Below are 20,077 nucleotides of genomic sequence, written 5' to 3' on the forward strand. Positions count from 1 at the left end.
GGCGTTGGCCCTTGGCGCGCGCTTCTTGCAGATTCTGCGATTGCATCTTTCCCGCGGCGGTAGTGTAATCACAGAAAGCGGTATACGGAGAGAAATCTATGCAGGCGACGGTAGAATGGACGGGTTCGGGAGGAATGGCCTTTGTAGCCCATGCCGACAGCGGCCATGGCGTGGTGATGGATGGCTCGCCCGATATCGGTGGGCACAATCTGGGCGCGCGGCCCATGGAAATGGTTCTCATGGGTCTGGGCGGTTGCTCCAGCATCGATGTGCTGATGATTCTGCAGAAGTCGCGCCAGGACGTTCGCTCCTGCCGTGTCGAGATCAGCGCCGAACGCGCCGAGCAAGACCCCAAGGTCTTTACCGATATCCATCTCCAGTTCTTCGTGACCGGCAAAGACCTGGATCCGCGCCGCGTTGCCCACGCCATTCAGCTCTCCGCAGACAAATACTGCTCGGTGAGCATCATGCTGGCCAAGACGGCCAAAATCACCCACGACTATACCCTTACGGCGGTAGACTGAATGTTACTCAGCAAAACTAGCGAATATGCCCTGCAGGCTCTGATTTATCTGGCAACCCAGCCGCCGGGAGAGTTGGTGCTGAGCGGCGAAATCTGGGAGTACCTCAAGGATCCGGATGACCCGCGCGTGCCACCGCGCCAATATCTGGCAAAGATCCTGCAGGATCTCAGCAAGGCCGGCATTCTCGAATCGCGCAAGGGCCGCGGCGGTGGTTTTGTGCTGGCGCCGGGTGCGGAAGACAAGAACATTCTTGATGTGGTGGAAATCGTCGAGCGCAAGCCCCTGGGGCAAGGCTGCGTGTTGGGTCTGAAAAAGTGCGAAGACGCCACCGCCTGCCCGGTACACTATGCTTGGAAGCCTCTCAAGGCCGAGGTCATCGAACTGCTCAGCCAGCAGACCATCGGCAGCATGGCGGAGGCTGTGCGTGCGGGCAAGTATCGCATCCATCTGCCTGGCGGCAGCACGTTGCGGGTCAAGGCCTCCGCCTAGCTTCGCCCGGATTCCCCTAAACCCAGAGAGCGCCGCGGGTCATCACCCGAGACAGGCCCTGCATGGCCATGCGTAGGGGGCGGGGCAAATCCGCAGCGCCCAGTTCTTCGGCCTTCTCGGCGTGCCCCACTTCGTCGCGCTCCATCTGTTCCAGGATGCGGCGACTGCGTTCGTCTTCCGGGGGTAGATCCTGTAGATGCTCCTTGAGATGTTCCTCGACCAGATTTTCCACGGCCACGACCAGGCCCAGGTTGGCTCCGCGACCGCGGCGCGCGGCGGCATAGCCCATGCCCCAAGCGGTGGCGTACCAGAGCGGCCCGAGCAGGCTGGGGCGACTGTGGAGTTCGCGCAGGCGCTCCTCGCACCAACGCAGATGATCTTCTTCCTCGCTGCGCGCTTTGCGCAGCACGGCGCGCAATTCCGGGTCGCTGCTGCCGGCTTCCTGGCCAGTATAGAGTGCCTGGGCCATGATCTCGCCAGCATGGTTGACGCGCATCATGCGCCCAGCACGGCGACGCTCCCAGGGGCGCAAGAGCCTGTCCGGCGACCCGGCGGCGGGATTGGCCCGGCCGCTACCACGGCTTTGCCCGCTGAGGGTGCGCAAGGCATTATCGACAGAGAGTATTGCCTGATCGAGGAAATCCATAAGCTATCTGACCCGCGCTGCCATTTCGGGTTATCATGGCGCCATGCCAGTGGAGGGTCAAACATGAGTTTTTATCAGCGCCATCTGTTCCTCTGTCTGAACCAGCGCGAAAATGGCGAGCAGGCCTGTAACAACGGCGGCTTGGCAGAAGAGGTCTTTCATCAGGCCAAAAAATACGCCAAGAAGCTGGGCATTCACGGCGACGGGCAGGTGCGCGTCAACCGTGCCGGTTGTCTGGGTCGTTGCAGCGAAGGCCCGGTGGCCGTCGTCTATCCGGACGCGGTCTGGTACACCTACGTCGACGCCGAGGATGTGAAAGAGATCGTCGAATCGCACCTGCGCGACGGTAAGCCGGTGGAGCGGCTGCGCATCTGATGCTGCCCATCGATCGCAGTCACCTCTATGACGGCCAGGAACTCGCCCTCGAGTGCGTCGGCGAGGCGGTGGAGATCCCCGGTCCTGTCGGGATGCTGGAAGGCCTGACCGCGTGTCCGGAGAAAGAAACGCGGGGGATCGTTGCGGTGATTCTCCACCCGCATCCCCTCTATGGGGGCACCCTCAATAACAAGGTGGTGCATTATCTGAGCCGCACCTGCAACCTCCTCGGCATTCCCTCCCTGCGTTTCAATTTTCGTGGGGTGGGCAAGAGCGCTGGGCACTATGATGCCGGACGTGGCGAGGTGGAGGATTGCCTGGCGGTTCTCGACTGGGTGGCAGAGCGACGTCCCAGCTTTCCCATCTGGCTCGCAGGTTTCTCCTTTGGTGCCTTCGTCGCCTATCAGGCCGCCAGCCGCGATACCCGCGTCGAGCGCCTCTTGACGGTGGCGCCGCCAGTCAATCTCTTCGATTTTTCGGTAGCTCCCGTCCCCCGCTGTCCCTGGACCGTGGTACAGGGGCAGAATGACGAGCTGGTACCGGCCAAGGATGTTAGCACTTGGTTGGCGAGACTCGCGGTCCAACCGGAGCGGATCGTCCTACCCGCCGATCATTTTTTCCACGGCAAGCTGAATCTACTGCAGAACGCCTTGCTCGACCGCTTCCAGTTGCAGCTGGGAGAAGAAACACCCAACGCCAAGCCCTGCCGTGCCTTCTCCTCGGCTTGAGCTCGACGCCGTCGCCAAGGCCTACGGCGGGCGTCCCGTGCTGCGGGGTCTATCTTTTGCCGTGGGCGTTGGCGAGTGCTACGCCCTGCTCGGCCCCAACGGTGCCGGCAAGAGCACTTCGGTACGTTGCATTCAGGGCCTGACGCCCTTTGATGCTGGCCAGATCCGCCTCGATGGCCGTCCGCTGACGCAGTGGCCGGCAGGGGGGCACGGGCGGATTGGAGTGGTGCCGCAGAGCGATCAGCTCGATCCCGATTTCACCGTCGAAGAAAACCTCTGGATCTACGGACGCTACTTTCGCCTGCCGGCCGCCGAGATCCATCGCCGCAGCAAAGAGTTGCTGGCTTTTCTGGCTCTTGAAGATTTTGCCCGCCGTCCCATCCAGGCCCTTTCCGGTGGGATGCGTCGCCGTCTTTCCGTGGCCCGCGCCCTGATGCACGAGCCGCAGCTTTTGCTTCTCGACGAGCCGACCACCGGCCTCGATCCGCAGGCCCGCCATCTGCTCTGGCAGCGACTACGGGAGCTACAGCGCAGCGGCGTTACCCTGCTGCTCACCACCCATTACCTGGACGAGGCGGAACGTCTGGCGGATCGCGTGGGGATCCTCGATGGCGGGCGCATCCGCGCGGAAGATTCCCCCGAGAGCCTGATCCGGGCGCAGATTCCCGGGGAGGTGCTGGAGCTGCGCCGCCGCGATGGTGGCCTGCCCGATCCGGAAAACTGGCACCAGGGGCGGGTGGCGGCCGCCGAACGCGCCGGCGATACCCTGCTGCTCTTCGATGCCCGGCTCGATGCAGCCCGCGCCCACTTTGCTGCTGATCCGCAGTACCAGCTATTGCAGCGCCCGGCGACCCTGGAGGATGTCTTTCTGCGTCTGACCGGGCGCGAACTGCGGGAGGAAGAAGGCTGATGGCCTGGTTTCTGCCCAGTTGGGGCGCCCTGGCGGTACTGCGGCGGAATTTTTTGGTCTGGCGCAAGTTGCTCCTGCCCAGCCTGCTCGGCAATTTTGTCGACCCGCTGCTCTATCTACTGGCGCTTGGCTACGGATTGGGTCACTTCGTCGGGCGGATGGAAGGCATGCCCTACATTACCTTCATTGCCTCGGGGATCGTCGCCAGCTCGGCGATGAACACCGCAACCTTCGAGGGGCTGTACTCAGCTTACACGCGCATGGCGGTGCAGAATACCTATCTCTCGATTCTGGCGACACCCCTGCAGATGGGCGACATTGTCACCGGCGAGCTGCTTTGGTGTGCGCTGAAGGGGGCCATCAGTGCCCTGGCGATCATCATCGTGGCGAGCTTTTTCGGTGCCATCGACTGGCACTGGCAGGTCCTTCTCGCCCTGCCCGTCATTCTGCTGACGGGCTTGAGCTTTGGTGCCATCGCCTTGGCCTTTACTGCCCTGTCGCGTAGCTATGATTTTTTCATGTACTACTTCACCCTGGCGGTGACACCCATGTTCCTCTTTTGTGGCGTCTTCTATCCGCTGCATACCCTGCCGGCCTTTGCGCAAAACATCGCCGCAGTCTTGCCCCTCACCCATGCCGTTCTGCTCTTGCGTCCGCTCCTGACCGGGCACGCGCCCACGCAGGTGGAGCTGCATCTTGCCGTCCTGCTGGCCTACGCGCTCTGCGCCTATGTCCTCGCCACTGTTCTGTTGCGGCGGCGCCTTTTGCGTTGATTTCTCCGCACGACAAGGTTCCTCTTCCCTATCTGGATGCGGCCTCTAAAAGATCGAAGTAGGGCACTTGGGCTGATACCCGGACCCGTTCGGCTGGGCGACTTCCTATTGACAGGATTTGCCCGAGCGGCTTAAATAGCGGGCCTGCAACGGCGCTTTAGCTCAGTCGGTTAGAGCAGCGGAATCATAATCCGCGTGTCCGGGGTTCGAGTCCCTGAAGCGCCACCAATAAAAACAAAAAGTTAAGAACCGTTTTCCACCCATCCAAATCGACTTCCGTGCAATTTGTGTGCAAATCGGCTCGAAAGGCACCTGCTTTCCCGCAGACCCGTGAAGCCCGATTTGCACAGCGGTTGCTCACGACAGGGCCCTGCCCAAGGCATCCAGCAGGGTATCCCGATCCAGATCCAGAGGGCGGGCCAGGCCTGCTTTCTCAAAGATCAAGGTGATCAGCTCGCCTGGTAGCTCGATCGTGAGGGAGTCACTCCGACCGCGACTGGCCTGTTCCACTGCCGTGTACGGGCTGGCTACGGGATCCGAAGCATCCTGCCGCTCAAATCTGGGTTGATCGATCTCTGGCTCTAACCGATCCGTCTCCGGGTTCCAGTGCTCCGGAGCGTCCTCAAAGCCTCCGGCGTTGCCGGAATCTTCCACCGCATTCTGCTCGTGGCTCCGGGAACTAGTCGGAGTTTCGGTTTTCGCTCGGGGCTCCGCTTTCTGGTCGTTCCTGTCGGTACGGTCTGCGGTGCTCGCCAGGGCATCGGCCAGGCTCATGCCGCTCTGCACCCGTGCCAGTGCCGCCGCCTTTTCGGGATCGGCTTGCCAGGACTGGAGTATCCGCAGATCGTCCAGGGATAGTCCCCGCCCACGGAGATGTAGGGTGCTTTCCAAGTCATAGCGGTTGGCCTCCTCGTCCAGCAAGGCGCGCGTGTAGGGCTCGCCTTGGGCAATCCTCACGCGCATCGCCTCCAAAATAGCTTGCCGCCCATCGGCAAGCCACGACTTCATGCGCATCAAGTCGGCCTGACCAATCTCCTCCAGAGGAACACCGATTCGATTGGATACTTCCTGAGCCTCTGGGCTGGCAACATTCAAAATTTGGCGTATCCAACCCTCGGATTTTCCCAAGCGTCGAGCCAGCTCACGTCCGGACATCTTCGTCTCTTCCATGAGCTTTTGCAGGGCCCTGGCCGTATCCAGCGGGCTCATATCTTCCCGTGCCAGATTTTCCACCATCTGCATTTCCAGCCGGTCGTGTTCCGACTCGGGAGCCACCAGCACAGCCGGAATCCGCGTCAGGTCATACCCCTTACGTTCGCAAGGTGTTCCCGATTGCAGGGCGATTTTTGCGGCACGCCAGCGCCGCTCGCCGGTGACGATGCGGTAGCGGCCACCGCCCAGAGAGCGCACCGTAATGGGCTGGATGACGCCGTGTGCCTGGATGCTGCCCGCCAATTCTTCCAGCCCGTGCGGGTCATCACCGTCCGACATACCGGAGATGCGCCGGGGTTGATCCGGGTCCGGCTCGATGGCATCCAGCGGCAAAAATTGGTAGGCCGATTGGGGTGTGTCCGCAGGCTTTTTGGCGACAGCGGCCTCCAAATCCTGGAATGCCCGCCGGGTGACGTGGTTCTGAATCGCCTTGCTGATATCGACCTTAGCCATGTGCTTCCTCCTGCGTCTCGGCATCGTCTACCGCCAAAACCTGCTCCGTGAGTTGCTTGCAGACTCCTGCCCACACCGCCGCTGCCGGGTCACTCCGGTCGTAATCCCAGACCGGCCTCCCGTCTTTTAGCGCGTTGGGCACTAGGGTGCGAGCGGTCAGTTCCTCCGGGAGCATATGCGGTCCAGCCGCAGCAGAGCGGCGGAGCGTGTCGAGAATCGCTTCCTGATGCGTGGAGTTCTTGATGCGCTTGTTGACCACCAGCCGCAGGTCTAGACGAATCTCCTGGGCAATGTCCGTCCAGATGTGCAGTAGCCCCGCGAGTCCCTGGATCGCCTGAATCTCCGGCTCCAGAGGGACCACCAGCAATCCGCCCTGTTGCATGGGAACCACCTGTCGGGCGCCCACGGCGGGCGGCGTGTCGAATACCACCAGGTCGTAATCGAGGGAGTGCAGCCGGTACAGCGCTTTCTGTGTCTCTTCTACGGGCTGCTTGTCGACCTCGGCGGCATACTCGTTGCCGGGCAGCACGTCAAAGGACATGCGCGACGCCATGGGCCTCGGAACCGGCAACTCGTCATTCCACAGATCAAGCACCGTACCGGCTTCGTACCGTGCTCTGCCGGTAGCCAGAAAGGTCGCGTTTCTTTGGCCGTCCAGATCGACCAGCAGCGTCCGTGCGCCCTTGGCCCGCGCCGCGTATTCGGCGATGTGCAGGGACAGGGCGGTTTTCCCAACTCCGCCCTTCTGGTTCGTTACCGTAATGAACTTCATGAGGAATCCCCCTTGTTCGCAAGAGCTTTCGCTCGCCGTTCCCGTTCGTAGGCGGGTGGGTACTGGTACCAGGCCCACCAGTAGAGCATCGTGTAGTAGAGGCTCGACACGCTGATCTTCTCTTTCGCCGCCAAGGCCTCCAGCCGTATGGCGGTCTCGTACCGGACGCGCACGTTGACCTGCGTCCAGCCGGTGACGGTTTTGCTGCCCACCTCCGAAAGCCGGGTGGTCAGGCCCTTGGTAGGCCGCCAGCGCAGGCCGTATTTCCACGGCGCTTCGGTGAGGAACTGCTCCGCGCAGTCCTGATACATGGACTTGAGCGTCTTTCCCAGGGCGAAGGCCAGCGCCTTGGTGTACAGGTGCATCTTCACGGGCAGGCGGGTGGAGACTTCGGCATATCGGCTGCCCCTTTCTTGCAAGACACGCATGGGCTCCGACTCCATTGTTGCTGACGTTCCGAGGGTAGAGCCAAAGCCCGATTGCTCAGCCGGATGCCCCCGCTGGTTTTGGGAAAGCCGCATCAATCCCCCTTCCGAAGCCAGTATTGGCTACCGGGGAGGATCCAGCACGGATGTGCCGCTTGCAGGATATGCCCCTGGGACACCGGCCCGTAATAGCTGGAGTCAAAGGCGTAGTTCCCCGGTGCGTAGAGCCAGACCTGGCCGTTTTTGAGGTGGTAGGTGCCGAACGGGTAATGCAGGATCGCATCCCGCCCGCCTGGGGTGCGCCGGTCCACGTGCGAGTTCGGCAGGTAGCGGCCATCCACCCAGACCCCCTGACGGGAGAGCGTGACCGTCTGGCCGGGTAGTGCCCCGACCTGCTTGATCCAAGGCTGATTCTCGGGAAACCAGTGGTCCCGGAGGCCTTCGGCGACCGCAGGATGGGTGATGGGATCGGGAAGCTCGACTTCCACCAGCTCTCCATCGTGCAGCGGATAGGGGTTGCCGATGAGTTGGTAGAGACCCAACGGCTCGCAGGTCGACAGGTTCAGGACCAGATGCTCCCGTTGCATCCAGATCCCCACGCCAGCGAGCAGGCACAGCAGACCAACGATCGCCCAGAACAGCCACCAAAGCAGTCGTTTTGCCCAGACGTACCAGCGCTTCACAGGTTGCTCCAGTGTGGGTTGCAGGGACGGAGGCTATGGGCCGAAACACCGGGCCAGCGCACAGCGTCCCTTCTGGCCTTGGTTTTGGTTCGGTTCATGAGTAGTTCCCCTTGTCCCGTAGCCGGTCCCGAATTTCCCGCATCTTCTTGGCATGACGATCCAGAACCCAGACCATGGGAACAAAGAACAGCCGGAACGGGAGAAAAAACAGGGTTTCGAGATGCTTGGCGGCCCAGAGCAGTCCCTCCGCCATCTTGCGGGGGGCGGGACGCTCGAAGTACCGAATCAGTGCAGCATCCCATTTTCGGAATAGGGCTTTTGCTTTCATGCACAGGGTATAGACCGAGTGGGCCCGAGATAGCGCAGCCATCACTGGTTCACCGCGAAGAGCACCGGAACCCCGAGAAAAGTCCCCCAGGCCTTGGCGGAAGCTCGCTGAATCGCCGGGATGTCTGTTCCCCTGGCCCACCAGTCGTTCGCCGGAGCCAGCAGAACCTCAGGGCGGTAGAACGCCAGATTCAGCGCCGGCCATATCAGCAGTTGCTCGTAGCAGATCAAATATCCTACCCGCAGGGCCCCCACCGTGGTCATTTCTGGTTTCTGGGAAAAGGGAGCCATGCGAAAACTTCCCACAGGTTTCCAGGGATGCCACATGGAGAAGGGCACGGGGATGTGATCGGGGAGCATCTGGGTCTGCCCATCGTGGATCTGCACGAGCGCGTCGATGTAGCCGCGACCGTGGGGGACAAAGGCACCGACAAAAACTGTCTGGCTTTTGTGGGCGGCGGTCCAGTGAACCACTGGCCCCCAGATATCCTCCGTCCCCGGCAGCCAGGGTCCAGCTACGGTCTCCGGCAGCAGAACCATATGGACACCCTTGTGCAGCAATGCCATGGTGCTTCGCTCCAGTCGCATCGAAGCCTCGACGTAGGACAGCGGGGAATCGAGATGCCCCAGGCGGGTATTCACCCCAACCCAACCGGCGGGAGCAGGATGGCGCGCGGCCAGCACAAGCGATCCCGCCCCCAAGGCGGCGGCCGTGCCGAGACCAACCGCCAGACTGGTCAATACCGCTTTTCTTCCTAAGGCCGTCAACGCGATACCGAGCAACACCAGCATCACGCCCGTCCATCCCTCCGAGATGGCCCCCAGCCAGGGAGAGGTCCATCCAATGATCCCCAGTGGGGGAAGGATGGTGGAGATGGCCGACAGCAAAGCCGTGGTCAACACGCCAGCGCACGGCGAGCCGATCAGCGACCGGGCCCGGTGGAAGATGGGCCCGTAGAAGCCATAGGGGAGAGCGAAGATCAGTGACGAACTTGCCCAGAAGGCCAATCCCAGGAGCAAACCGGCAGACGGAAAGAACACCGCCGTCCCATGAATAAGTCCCCAGGTTGTTGCCAGGTGATAGCCGAGCATCAGCAGAAATGGTCCCGTCCAGCCACGATAGGCAACCATGGGAACCGCCACCAAAGCCGCCGAGGCAAACCAAATGGCGTGGGGCCAGGCGAGCCAGCCAATAGCCGCGCCGATCAGAAATGGGGTCAGGAGATGGATTGCTTGCTTCATGTCGGGGTATAGACCGACACGGGCGGAGATAACGATGTGCGTACCGGGTACGCACTCCAACGCTGGGGAGGGCGCTGATGAAGTTGACGTTGTTGGTCTATACAAGATTTTGTATAATTGCTGGATGACAGCTCTCAAACCCATCGTCTTTCTGGGGTCTTCCTTGGACGACCTCAGAGCCTTTCCTCTGTCGGCCAGGCGTGAAGCGGGGTACCAGTTGGATCAGGTACAGAGGGGAATGGAGCCGGACGACTGGAAGCCGATGAATAGCGTGGGTTCGGGAGTTCAGGAGATTCGGATACGGGATACAATGGGGATTTACCGGGTTCTGTATGTGGCAAAATTTGCCGACGCGATTTATGTGCTGCACTGTTTTCCGAAGAAGGCCCAGAAAACCCGCAAGGCGGATCTGGATTTAGCGGGGCAGCGGTATCGGGACCTATCGAAGGAAATGCCATCATGAGCAATGAACGTTATGCAAGCGTGTGGGATGCGATTGAGGATACCCGAGAGGAAGCGGAGAACATGAAGCTCCGCTCCCAGTTGATGATGTCCCTGAAGAACCATATTGTCCGAACCGGGATGAATCAGGCCCAAGCAGCCCGGCTTTTTGGCGTGACACAGCCGCGCGTTTCCGATCTGGTGCGCGGCAAGGTCGACCGGTTTAGCCTGGACATGCTGGTGAACATGGCGACAGCAGCCGGGCTGCACATAGAGCTACGGGTGCTGGATGCCGCCTGACGTCGGCTGAACGCTGAAATTTGAGGGTATAGCGCGCTGCGGAGCGGGTGAGTGCGTATCGGGTACGCACTCCAAGAGCAACAAAGTGGAATCCGGGATTCCATCCTAGGCCTAAGCGAAATCCCGGACTTCAACCCGCCGGGACAGGCGGAAGCGACAGAGGCAGGGAGAGTAGAGCCGGTGAGTTGTGGAAACTCATCTCTCCAATGTCGGGGTGGCAGTGCGTACCGGGTACGCACCCCAACGCCGGGGAGGGCCGAACCGACAGATGCGAAGCGAGGGCTGCTTCACGGCTCCAAGAAACCGACAGCCGCCGCTCTATTCCCCCTTTATCTTGCGTTCCATCCTGCGTTCCATCCTGCTGACTCAGCGTGCTTAAAGTGAGAGCTAGAAAATGCTACTCGCCTGGAGAGCGAAGCGAGGGCGAGTAGTCCCCGATAGACCACGCGGTGTACTGCATCCGCCGAAACGACCGCGACAGCTGGGAGTGTAGGCGCGTGCAGTGCCGCTTGGTGGCCGTTCAGCCATTTGGGAGTGTGCCGTCTGCGCCCATCGAGGCACATGACGGTACGCCGGTGACCAGGGCGGCCGGGGCCCATTCGTCCAATCGCCAGCGCAAGGCCGTTCGCGCATGGACGCGCGAAAAGGCGTGCCGAGCACGGCGTTTCTCTTTACCATATCTGAGCAAATGATGGGTCCCGACGCCAGCCAGCCAACTGCTGATCAGCAAGGCGTATGGTATACAATGCACGTCTGAGGTAAGCTTAATGGTGTGACATGAAACAGAATGCAGATGTTAAAAATACTAGGGCCCGCTTGGTGTCAATAAGCTCGAACGGGTCGCCGAGACCGACAACGTCAATCGGACATCTAGTTGTTTAGGGTATATGTAACACACATATGATGAGTTCCCCGCAGCGATACGAAAGCAATAGCGAAACTCCACCGGCCAGCGCGTGGGTCCGTTTTCTTCGCAGTTATGGCCCAACGTCGAACAATCTGACCATGTTCGACGAGTACGTGTCAGGAGCCCTAGGCCGAGCCAAGATCCAGCCGATCAGCATTTCGACGCCACTACTCGATGACATGGTTCAACACATCGAATCCAGTGCTCCGGGATCGCTCTTAATCGCAGGCACTGCGGGCGACGGCAAGACCTATCACTGTCGGGCGCTGTGGACTCAGATCGGGGGTGACCCCAAGGTCTGGGCGAGCAAGGGCAACGTGAAGGAGCATTGCCTGGCTGATGGACGTATGGCGGTCTTTATCAAAGACCTCTCCGAGTTTAATGGCGACGAGAGCGACTTTTCCCTTCAGCGGCTCGAAAACTCTGTCCTTGGCGGCGATAACTCGGAGATCGTGATCCTAGCGGCTAATCATGGACAAATTCTCGATCGTCTACGCGATCTGGGAAAGCGGCAGGGCCGAGTTCATCCGCTTCGTAAACCGCTTCAAGAGCATTTTCTGCAAGCGGGTCCCGCACCTGATCGACTCGCTGTCTTCGACCTCAGCCGTACAACCAACCGCAAGACCTTAGAAGAGGTGGCCACGGCTGTCGCTGGGCATCCTGAATGGGAAAACTGTAAGCGTTGTGCGCTTAAAGCCGATGGAAAGGTCTGCCCCATCGACGAAAATCGCCGCCGGTTGCTGGGCGAATACGATGGCGGACAACTCTTCCGGCGCCTTGGAGACTTGGTTGAAATCGCAAGGCTCAATGGAATGCATTTGCCCATGCGCGATCTGCTTGCACTTTGCTCGAATATGGTCTTGGGCTGCTCGGATGCAAGGCTGGCCAAAGAAAATCTGATGACGTGCTCCGATGTCACCAAGATTCAAGAGAGCGGCAGCGTTGGCAAGGCAAGCATCTATGCAAATACCTTTGGCGCAAATCTGCCCAAACGCAGGGCTTCCGAGCGCCTCATCTTCAAGGCGATGTCCAGCTTTGGCGTGGGCGAAGAATCCACCAATGCTGCTGATGGGCTGCTGGTCTATGGCAAAGACGACCCTCGGCTCCAAGCCGACTTTGCTCGTCTAGTGTCCAACGACCCGATCTATGGGGCTGGAGCGGCTTTTCGCGCAGCCCAAGATGCTTACTTGGAGGGCTATGAAGGTGCTCGACTGGAAGGCGGCTCTGCCGAATTCCTCGAAATGCTCGAAGACCAGCGTCGCCGGCTCTTTTTTACGCTCCCTGATAGGGAGCCCGGCTATCCCCACTGGTCGATGACCGCTTTCCGCTTTGCCGGCGACTATCTTGAAACCATCGGAGCCCTCAAGGCAAAGAGGCCAGTCGGCGAGGCAGTCCGCGAGCGCATTGCCAAGGGGCTTAACCGGGTGCTGACGGGGCTCCTTCTCGAAAACATCGATCGAATCTTCATCGCGAGCTCGGGCGGCTTCACGCAAAGCCGGGTGAGTGTCCTTTGCGACCATGAGACGCCCTCCCGTAGGCAAGGCGGGGTTGGCATGGCGATACGGCTCGTTGAAGAGACTGGCAGGCCGCAACTCGACGTGTCACTCGCGGTGGGAGCCGGCAACTCGGTCGCCTTCGACCTGACGCCCATCCGACACGAGTTCCTTTCGCGCGTGGCCGAGGGAGCACTGCCGGCAAGCTTCTCGAACGAATGCCTCGAAGATTTGTTGGCCTTCAAGGCGAAACTCCTTCGCAAGGCTGAGATTGTCAGGAAGGCCGGCATGGCTAACGACGACGAGGTTGGCGGCGAGACTTCCGCATTGACTCTCAACTTCATCGATATCGAGCCAGGCGGCCGCGGTTTCTCGCGCCCAGTAATTGTGAGGGCACTGGAATGAGTGCAATCATCAAACGGCCGGAAATCAAGAGCGTCGACTTCTGTGTCGATGAAAACATTTGGGGGCACCGCCTCTATGACGAGCAGTTGCCGCACTTGACAGTCCTCGAATTTCTGGGGGTGCTTGGCTCGAATCTGGATCGGCCGCTGAAGCTGCGCGAGGAGCACGGTGGTACCGTCATGTTCAAACCGCAGCGCCAAATCCGCCTGCGCGGCCTGCTGTTCAATAATCCCTACGTCGAATTGATCGCCGATAGCGCTGCATCCGACGAGGAGAAGTGGAGGCAGTGGTTCGAGCGGTTTGCTCAGGGGGCAACAGGCAATGGCGATGCGGACATGGCGTATCTGCGCCGCTCGTTCGCCAGCTTTGACGACTTTGCCAAGGCCATTGAGCTCCTGCGCTCATCTTCCTTCGAATCCCGCAGTAATAAGCGCTGGAGCTCCAAGTTCGTCTTCCCCTTCGGCCCGGACGCCCTCTACGAGGACTTGGAGATCGATTCGCGAGGCAAGATGAGCAACGACCGGCGCTTCTTTGCACGGACGGGCGAGCTGCTCTATCTCATGCTTGCGCGGGCCAAGCGAGGCGAGGAGCTTGGCGATATTCTCTCTAAACGCCTGTTCAATCGAGGTTCTCCGATGAACCGATTGGCAAGGGTTTTGCAGGGTGAGCCGCAGCTCGCAGACGATCGGCGCTCTGCGGGTTATCTGCCCGAGGCATCTAACCCGCGCTTCGATCAAATTTGCGAGGACTGGCTGTCGATCCTTAACAAGGATATGCCGATCTACGACGCGTTGGAGCACCTAATAGTAATCTCTGGGCTCAACATGCTCCTCTACTTCCTGGAGAGGGCCAAGAGGGTGGCTGGCAATGATGATCCCGTCGAGATCGTCTGTGAAATTGTATCTAAGGGGCGAACCAAGGTCCGAGTTCTCTCCGGTGATAGCTACCAGTTCAATCAAGCCTTGTCATCCAAGGCTGTGCTTGCACATGTTGAGTCGATTCGGCTGGACGCTGCCTGGGCCGCTGCTGCCGGGGCTGAGTTTTCTGAGGCCGAGCAAATCGAGCTCATACGTGAGCGCTTCCAATGGCCGCCGGTCGATGGCGGTGATGACGACGATTACTCTCGGAAGAGTCCTGACGACTTGGTCGCTAATTTGGTTGAGAAGGCTTTGGCTCGGCATGGGCAGCATGTTGGCAAGATCCATGCAGCATGGTCGCGGGCTATCGGTCTAAGCTCTCGCAGGCTATCGCGGCGCACACGCTATGCCCCCGATGATCGGCTGCTCAAGTCGATCGTGGTGTCGACCGTCGACGATCGGATGCAATTCGATGAGTTCCTTGCCGAGGCCAAGCGCCGATATGGCCTGATCATCGGCGACGCCGAAGGCTCCAGCCTACTGGATGCCAAGTTGGTCGACCAGGAGGAGCTTAGCGAAAACCGCGACAACCTTGAAACCAGGCTTGTTGGCCTCGGCCTGGTTCGCAGGCTCTCGGATTCCTGCTCATTTGTTGAAAACCCATTTGCGTTTAAGGGAAATGTCGCATGCTAACCGATCGAATTATCGGACGCGTCGGCGCGAACATTCTCGCCAAGCGCATATCCAATCCTGGCCAACCTGTCGATTCAGCGGCCCTTTTCAGGCTCGACAAACTTTCTGCCAGTCAAGTGGCAGCGGTGGCGCGAGCAATCCTTGCCAATTCGGATTTGCACGCCCAAGTGGACCTGATGATCCCCGAGGCTTTGGTGGAGGGTCAGGGCTTGCCATCTGAAATCCTGATCCAGCACAACGCAGGCTACGTCCGCAACAACGCCGCCACTGCCAAGGCGGCGATCCTGACGGCCAACGGCAGCGAGCATAACCTTGCGGATACTCTCGGGCACGTCATGGCGATCGGTGCCAAGGAAATGCGAGCCGAGGCCGAGCCGTGGGTCGAGGCTGCTCTCCATGCCGGCGGTATTTCGCCTGTGTCTGACGACAGAGCGGTTTTCGTTGCAGCCCTTGGAGGCCTACTTACTTCCTCTGAACTTTCGCTAGTCCAACTCGGCGAATTTTGCTCCGCGATTGTGGATGCCATTTCCACACATGGGCTGCCTATACGCGATGCAGTGGGCTTTGCTTTGCCTAGCTCAGGGCTCCCTAGAGATAGTTCGTTTTTCTCGAATACTAAGACGTACACGGCTTCGCGAAAACCATGGCAAAAAGCATTCGCTAAACTTTTCACGCAGAGGGCGCCTCTGCTCAAGAAGCTTCGCCAAAACGGCCAACCCTTGGATCCGGAAGAGCTTATCGAACGTATAGAAGCCAACTCTGCTGACATTGCTGATGCGGCGAGACTGGCCCTCGAAGCCTTCGCGGCAGCTCCTGCGGGGGATGCTGAAACCTCCGATGCCTTGGCACAGTTCGAGTGGGAAGCCGATGGCGTATACCTCGCTTTTGATAAGCCTAAGGAAAAGCAACTGGGATTGGCTGAGTCGACGATTCACTTCTTCGACCATGACTGCGACCAAGAGATTGCCCTCGACGCTGAAGGTCGCAAGCTATTGGAGGATTTGAAGGGCCGGGAGCGGCGGTCCGATTTCACCGAGGAGGACGAGGAGTTCTTCGTCAAGCAGCGCAGGCTCTTGGAGCAAGACGCCAAGCTTTGCTCTCGTTGGGAGAAAGCCCTATATGGCAAGCCTATAGAATGCAACGACTTCTTCGATGGTTTCGCCCGCGTCGTCAACAGCTTGCATGCAGGCCTGCGCGATCCCCAGGGAGATCGGATCTTGCGATTTTCAGTCGCCAAGGGCCGCAAGGAATGGCGCGAGCGCTTTAACTACGACGCAGGCAGCTACTTCTCCGCGATGTATCGAGGCTTGAAGGAGCTCATGGGTTTGAAGGCTGAGTGGAAAGCTGAACGGCTTGGCAATGCCAACCTGCCTGATCCACTCTTCGAATACGAGGCATTCTTCGCTAAGGAAAAAGAACTTCGAAGCGACAAGAAGAATAAGCTCAAACCCAACTCCTCACTCTACGTCCGGCTTTGCAGATCAAATTCGACGTTGCTCTTGTCCAGGTCTCCAAAGACAAGGAGACGGTGCTGGCTAAGACTCAATTGCTCTGGACGTACAAGCCGACCACCATTGGCCTATCGATGGTTGCCGATATGCGGCGGCTCTTAGAGAAGGGGGCGGTAGGGTCGACCGAAGTCTACCGCCGCCTGGTGAGCAAGAAGGGCGGCGTCCAAAATGTCTCTCTGCAAGACACGGGCACATTGGAGGCGACCTACTCGACCAATGCCGGCTCTCTGGTTCCGGCAGTAAACAAGCTGCGTAGCCTGCGCCATGAAATCAAGGGGCGGATCAAAGATCTCGCCGCTGAAGGTCGCCTGAATGCACACCAACGCGACGAAATTCGCTCCTCTTGGGACAAGTTCGAAGAGGACTACATCAAGGCGATGCAGGACTTTGTCTCAACTGGTCTGCATGGCGAGGCCGTCATGAGGCAGGCTGAATCCTTTGGCGCCCTGCTTTCGGCCCTCATGGCTCATGCCCGTGGTGATGTCTGCCGCTCGCGACTTGTTTCCGAAGTGCTTTCAGTCGGAACCGTCTGCGTCGTTGGTAGCAACCCGGCCATGATCATTCCGCCGTGGCACCCGGAACGGATGAAGGCCTTGGCAGTCAAGTCGCGTCGCGTCGCGGGCTTCGCGACACACTTGCTCTCCAGCAGAAATATCCTCTACGGAGACCGTGAGATTTTCATGCGCGAGCTCGCCGATGAGATCGCCCACCCTTTCTATCCAGAAATTGCCGTCCTTAATCGAGGAGGCGTTCCGACTCTGGTATCCGAGAGCAGCACTGTCAATGGCTACAGCCTGTTGGAATCTCCGACTCGCGGCGCCGAAGAGGCAATGACCGATGTCGATCCGACATCGGCTGCCAAGCAAGCGCGCGAACTCTTGGAGCGCTATGTCGGACTGCAGCCCCACGAGACAAGCAACCTCAGCATAGTGCTCTACAACGCCGACGCGGCCGAGCTGCCGTTGGCAACAGTGCGCGAGCTCTCATCGATCCAAGAAGAGGGGAAACTCCAATGCAGTGTATCGGTGCGCCATTCGGATCCAGCTAAGCTGCGCGGCGTCTACGGCGAGTTGGTCAACAAGGTTGGAGACAACCCAGACCTTCCCATGGTCAGCGAGACCAGCGACAACTTCATCTCGAAGTTGCGCATTTCGGTGACGCCGATTTCCTCCACGCCTGTTGAGAGCACCCATGGCTTCAAGGCCTTCGATGTCGCGTTCCTGCATGACGTAGTCGCGCGAGCCGCCCAGTCTGAGTGGCTCCCTGTGCAATGGACCAACGATCGGCCGAACTTGGAACACGCTCCTTCGCGATGGTCTTATCGAAGCGTGTCGGGCGAGAACGAACTGAAATCGACCACCTTCCTGACATGCCCATGGCAAACGGCTTCTGGCTGGGCCTATGTGTCGGCTGTCGGCGCGGTCTGCCGACAGACCGATGATTCGCCAGAGCAGCGATTCCTTCCAGCTCGCAGAATTTCTTTGCAGAACCCGGCGCTAGCCGGGATGATCAAAGACGCTCATGAGTTGGCAGAATGGGTCGCCACCTACGACGAGCTCTTGGACAAACGTCAGCTTCAGCACAACAATATCACAGTGGTGCGCTATCGCCGGGGCTCGACAAATGGCCGCAACATCATCGTGAGTTCGACCTCAGAGCTCCGACTGTTGGGTGTTTTGGTCCGCAGGCGGCTCAATGAATTGAATCTCCAGCTTGGCTCCGATGAGATCTGGTCCACCACAGAAAAAGCCAAGCGCGACGCACTCTCGATTTCGGGTGACATTGTCCTGCGCGCGGCAAAGAGAGGCGTCTCGGCTGGCGAAATGATCGGCTTGGTTCTCAGCCGCTGCCTGTTGGCTGAGGAGTTCAAAGCCGCTGCCAACGGGGGGCAGATCTTGACGGCGTATTTCCTGCTGGACGATTACGCGAGCTGGCTCTCCCAGCACGAAAGCCGAATCGCAGACATCCTTGCGCTCAATGTCGAAGAGCGGGAGGAAGCCGTCCGCATCGTCATCTCGATCGTCGAGTCGAAGTATGTATCGGCCGATGGGCTCGCCAAGGCTCGGCGCGATTCAAGGGACCAGCTCCTGGCCACATTGGGCATGTTCCGCGAGGCGCTCTTTGGAGATCCTGGTCGCCTCGATCGAGACGTATGGCTTGCTCGCCTGGCAGACATGCTTATGGACGCTGAGATTCCGCCTGGCATGACCGGGCTCATGGAGCGGGCGCGATCGAAGCTTCGCGAGGGTGATGTGGAAATATCCCTGCGAGGCTATTCCCATGTTTACGTCCACACCTCGGACGCCGGTTCAGCCTCCGCATCCGACCAGGATCTGCTCGAAGTAACCAGTGCCGTCCAGGCCTGGCAGGAAGTCTTCGACCGTCCCGACCTTCGGAAGCTTGCCGAAGCCTATGCAAAGGGCTCGGGCATCTACGAGGCTCGGGCGAGGCTTGGATCTCACAAGCCATGGGAGGGCCACGCCTTCAAAAAGCCGGCGCCTCGTGTGCCCTGGCTCGCCGCAATGGGGCAACTCGCCAGCGGCGATGCCGGAGTCCAGGAAGCGGAAGCCGTCGAAGCATCTGTCGGGGAATCGATCCAGCCAAATGCAGCGCCCGAGCCATCGGATCTGGCGCAAGAACCTGCCAAAGCCGGCGCGAAGCCGCCAGCTTCGGCATCGGCTCCAACTTCTGCGCCGTCTCCCGCAGTCAGCCCACCCAACCTTGGCAAAGCTCTCTCTGCACTCATTTCCAGAAAATTCGCTGGTGGAGCGCAGGCTGATGTCGAGCGAGATGCATGGGCTCAGGAAGTCACCAAGAAGCTCAAGGCGGCACTCAACAGCTACGGCCTCCAGGCTTCAATTTTGGGCACGCGCCTGACCCCGAACGGCTGCCTGATCAAGCTTGCCGGCTCTGATCGTCTGCGCGTAGAAGATATCGAGAACAAGAGGATGCAACTGCTGACCACGCATGCAATCAACTTGGTAACGGTTCAGCCAAAGCCAGGTGAGATCGTGGTGACGGTAGCAGGCGCGAAGAGACAGGTTGTGTCGCTTTGGGAACTGTGGTCGCGCCGCGAGCTCAATAGGAATGCCGCAGGTATCAACACGTCCTTCCTGCTTGGACTTCAAGAAATCAATGGGGCCTTGCTGTATCTGAACTTGGGATCCGAGTTCGGCGGACTCTCATCGCACGATCCGCATTCACTGGTTGCCGGGGCAACCGGAAGCGGCAAATCGGTGCTGATCCAAGCATTGTTGTTGGACATCGCGGCGACTAATCGCAAGGAGCTAGCGCAGATCATCTTGATCGATCCGAAGATGGGAGTCGACTACGCCCCATTGGCTGACTTGCCACACATGCGGGAGGAGATCGTCACTACCAAGGACAAGGCTACCGAGGTTCTCGAAGCGCTGGTCCAAGAGATGGAAGATCGCTATCGTGCCTTTGCCAAGGCTAGGGCTCGCGATTTGCCAACTTATAACTCAAAGGTCGTTACCGAAGAGCGACTGCCCATGCTCTTCGTGGTCCACGACGAGTTTGCCGATTGGATGCTTGACGACGTCTATAAGGCGGCCGTTGGTGCTGCAGTGCAGCACCTTGGGGTGAAAGCCCGCGCGGCCGGCATCCACCTGATTTTCGCTGCGCAGCGTCCCGACAAGGATGTCATGCCAATGCAACTTCGCGAGAACCTTGGTAACCGCTTGATCTTGAAAGTGTCCAGCGAGGCCACCTCCAAGATCGCACTCGACCGACCGGGGGCTGAGCTACTTCTGGGCCGAGGGCATCTGGCCGCAAAGCTCAATGGTGAGCAGGGACTGGTCTTCGCTCAGGCGCCATTCCTGTCCGACCAGGACATCGAAGCGGCCGTGGCCGCCATCCGGGCCGATAACTCAATCCAGTAATCCAGGGAG

General features: G+C 59.6%; 19 protein-coding genes and 1 tRNA gene. 13 read left to right on the forward strand and 7 right to left on the reverse strand.

What is annotated here, in order from left to right; genetic code table 11:
• Positions 1-98: 98 nt before the first annotated feature.
• Positions 99-524, forward strand: a complete 426-nt coding sequence (locus AC2VNM_RS04290; RefSeq protein WP_483189951.1) for an OsmC family protein — start codon at positions 99-101, stop codon at positions 522-524.
• Positions 525-1,013 (forward strand): RrF2 family transcriptional regulator, encoded by a 489-nt coding sequence (locus AC2VNM_RS04295; protein WP_215871379.1) that lies wholly within the window; start codon positions 525-527, stop codon positions 1,011-1,013.
• A gap of 16 nt (positions 1,014-1,029) precedes the next feature.
• Here AC2VNM_RS04295 and coq7 read toward each other — a convergent pair whose 3' ends face one another.
• A complete protein-coding gene (coq7, locus tag AC2VNM_RS04300) occupies positions 1,030-1,659 on the reverse strand; it encodes a 2-polyprenyl-3-methyl-6-methoxy-1,4-benzoquinone monooxygenase (RefSeq protein WP_483166218.1) in 630 nt (209 codons plus the stop codon).
• A 63-nt stretch (positions 1,660-1,722) separates the two neighbouring features.
• Between coq7 and AC2VNM_RS04305 the strand changes: the two genes are divergently transcribed.
• The 5 genes from AC2VNM_RS04305 to AC2VNM_RS04325 all read left to right on the forward strand — a co-directional run bounded on the left by AC2VNM_RS04305 (position 1,723) and on the right by AC2VNM_RS04325 (position 4,673).
• Entirely contained in the window at positions 1,723-2,034 is a 312-nt protein-coding gene (locus AC2VNM_RS04305) for a (2Fe-2S) ferredoxin domain-containing protein (RefSeq protein WP_483166217.1), read from the forward strand.
• A complete protein-coding gene (locus AC2VNM_RS04310) occupies positions 2,034-2,762 on the forward strand; it encodes an alpha/beta hydrolase (protein WP_483189952.1) in 729 nt (242 codons plus the stop codon). Before AC2VNM_RS04305 ends, AC2VNM_RS04310 begins: the two co-directional genes overlap by 1 nt.
• Entirely contained in the window at positions 2,743-3,672 is a 930-nt protein-coding gene (locus AC2VNM_RS04315; RefSeq protein WP_483166215.1) for an ABC transporter ATP-binding protein, read from the forward strand. The genes AC2VNM_RS04310 and AC2VNM_RS04315 overlap by 20 nt, the downstream gene beginning before the upstream one ends.
• Positions 3,672-4,445, forward strand: coding sequence for an ABC transporter permease (locus AC2VNM_RS04320; protein WP_483189953.1), 774 nt, complete (start codon positions 3,672-3,674; stop codon positions 4,443-4,445). The genes AC2VNM_RS04315 and AC2VNM_RS04320 overlap by 1 nt, the downstream gene beginning before the upstream one ends.
• 151 nt (positions 4,446-4,596) lie before the next feature.
• Positions 4,597-4,673, forward strand: a tRNA-Met gene (locus AC2VNM_RS04325).
• 129 nt (positions 4,674-4,802) lie between these two features.
• On the opposite strand, the gene AC2VNM_RS04330 is transcribed toward AC2VNM_RS04325, so the two are convergent.
• The 6 genes from AC2VNM_RS04330 to AC2VNM_RS04355 form a co-directional block, all read right to left on the reverse strand.
• Positions 4,803-6,110: a ParB/RepB/Spo0J family partition protein gene (locus AC2VNM_RS04330; protein ID WP_215850968.1), complete on the reverse strand. Its 1,308-nt coding sequence runs from the start codon at positions 6,108-6,110 to the stop codon at positions 4,803-4,805.
• Complete coding sequence (locus AC2VNM_RS04335) at positions 6,103-6,882, reverse strand: ParA family protein (protein ID WP_215850967.1); 780 nt, start codon at positions 6,880-6,882, stop codon at positions 6,103-6,105. The genes AC2VNM_RS04330 and AC2VNM_RS04335 overlap by 8 nt, the downstream gene beginning before the upstream one ends.
• A complete protein-coding gene (locus AC2VNM_RS04340; RefSeq protein ID WP_226823068.1) occupies positions 6,879-7,310 on the reverse strand; it encodes a hypothetical protein in 432 nt (143 codons plus the stop codon). Before AC2VNM_RS04340 ends, AC2VNM_RS04335 begins: the two co-directional genes overlap by 4 nt.
• Positions 7,311-7,402: 92 nt before the next feature.
• Positions 7,403-7,990, reverse strand: a complete 588-nt coding sequence (locus AC2VNM_RS04345) for a S26 family signal peptidase (RefSeq protein ID WP_319025679.1) — start codon at positions 7,988-7,990, stop codon at positions 7,403-7,405.
• A 94-nt stretch (positions 7,991-8,084) separates the two neighbouring features.
• The gene (locus AC2VNM_RS04350) at positions 8,085-8,360 is read right to left on the reverse strand and encodes a hypothetical protein (protein ID WP_215850972.1); all 276 of its coding nucleotides are present in this window, start codon (positions 8,358-8,360) and stop codon (positions 8,085-8,087) included.
• The gene (locus tag AC2VNM_RS04355; RefSeq protein WP_215850965.1) at positions 8,360-9,559 is read right to left on the reverse strand and encodes a nitrilase-related carbon-nitrogen hydrolase; all 1,200 of its coding nucleotides are present in this window, start codon (positions 9,557-9,559) and stop codon (positions 8,360-8,362) included. The genes AC2VNM_RS04350 and AC2VNM_RS04355 overlap by 1 nt, the downstream gene beginning before the upstream one ends.
• Before the next feature lie 163 nt (positions 9,560-9,722).
• Here AC2VNM_RS04355 and AC2VNM_RS04360 point away from each other — a divergent pair, with 163 nt between their 5' ends.
• The 6 genes from AC2VNM_RS04360 (at position 9,723) to AC2VNM_RS04385 (ending at position 20,068) form a co-directional block, all read left to right on the forward strand.
• Entirely contained in the window at positions 9,723-10,022 is a 300-nt protein-coding gene (locus AC2VNM_RS04360; protein ID WP_486912922.1) for a type II toxin-antitoxin system RelE/ParE family toxin, read from the forward strand.
• Positions 10,019-10,300, forward strand: coding sequence for a helix-turn-helix domain-containing protein (locus tag AC2VNM_RS04365; protein ID WP_065974901.1), 282 nt, complete (start codon positions 10,019-10,021; stop codon positions 10,298-10,300). Before AC2VNM_RS04360 ends, AC2VNM_RS04365 begins: the two co-directional genes overlap by 4 nt.
• A 900-nt stretch (positions 10,301-11,200) precedes the next feature.
• Positions 11,201-13,105 carry a hypothetical protein gene (locus tag AC2VNM_RS04370; protein WP_486880836.1) on the forward strand — a complete coding sequence of 635 codons (1,905 nt, stop codon included), beginning with the start codon at positions 11,201-11,203 and terminating at the stop codon, positions 13,103-13,105.
• Positions 13,102-14,655 (forward strand): hypothetical protein, encoded by a 1,554-nt coding sequence (locus AC2VNM_RS04375; protein ID WP_215850962.1) that lies wholly within the window; start codon positions 13,102-13,104, stop codon positions 14,653-14,655. Before AC2VNM_RS04370 ends, AC2VNM_RS04375 begins: the two co-directional genes overlap by 4 nt.
• Positions 14,649-16,268, forward strand: coding sequence for a hypothetical protein (locus tag AC2VNM_RS04380; RefSeq protein ID WP_486912923.1), 1,620 nt, complete (start codon positions 14,649-14,651; stop codon positions 16,266-16,268). The genes AC2VNM_RS04375 and AC2VNM_RS04380 overlap by 7 nt, the downstream gene beginning before the upstream one ends.
• Positions 16,184-20,068 carry an FtsK/SpoIIIE domain-containing protein gene (locus AC2VNM_RS04385; protein ID WP_486912924.1) on the forward strand — a complete coding sequence of 1,295 codons (3,885 nt, stop codon included), beginning with the start codon at positions 16,184-16,186 and terminating at the stop codon, positions 20,066-20,068. The genes AC2VNM_RS04380 and AC2VNM_RS04385 overlap by 85 nt, the downstream gene beginning before the upstream one ends.
• The last annotated feature ends 9 nt before the right edge of the window (positions 20,069-20,077 follow it).

The organism is Acidithiobacillus sp. TH-A67 (assembly GCF_057473545.1).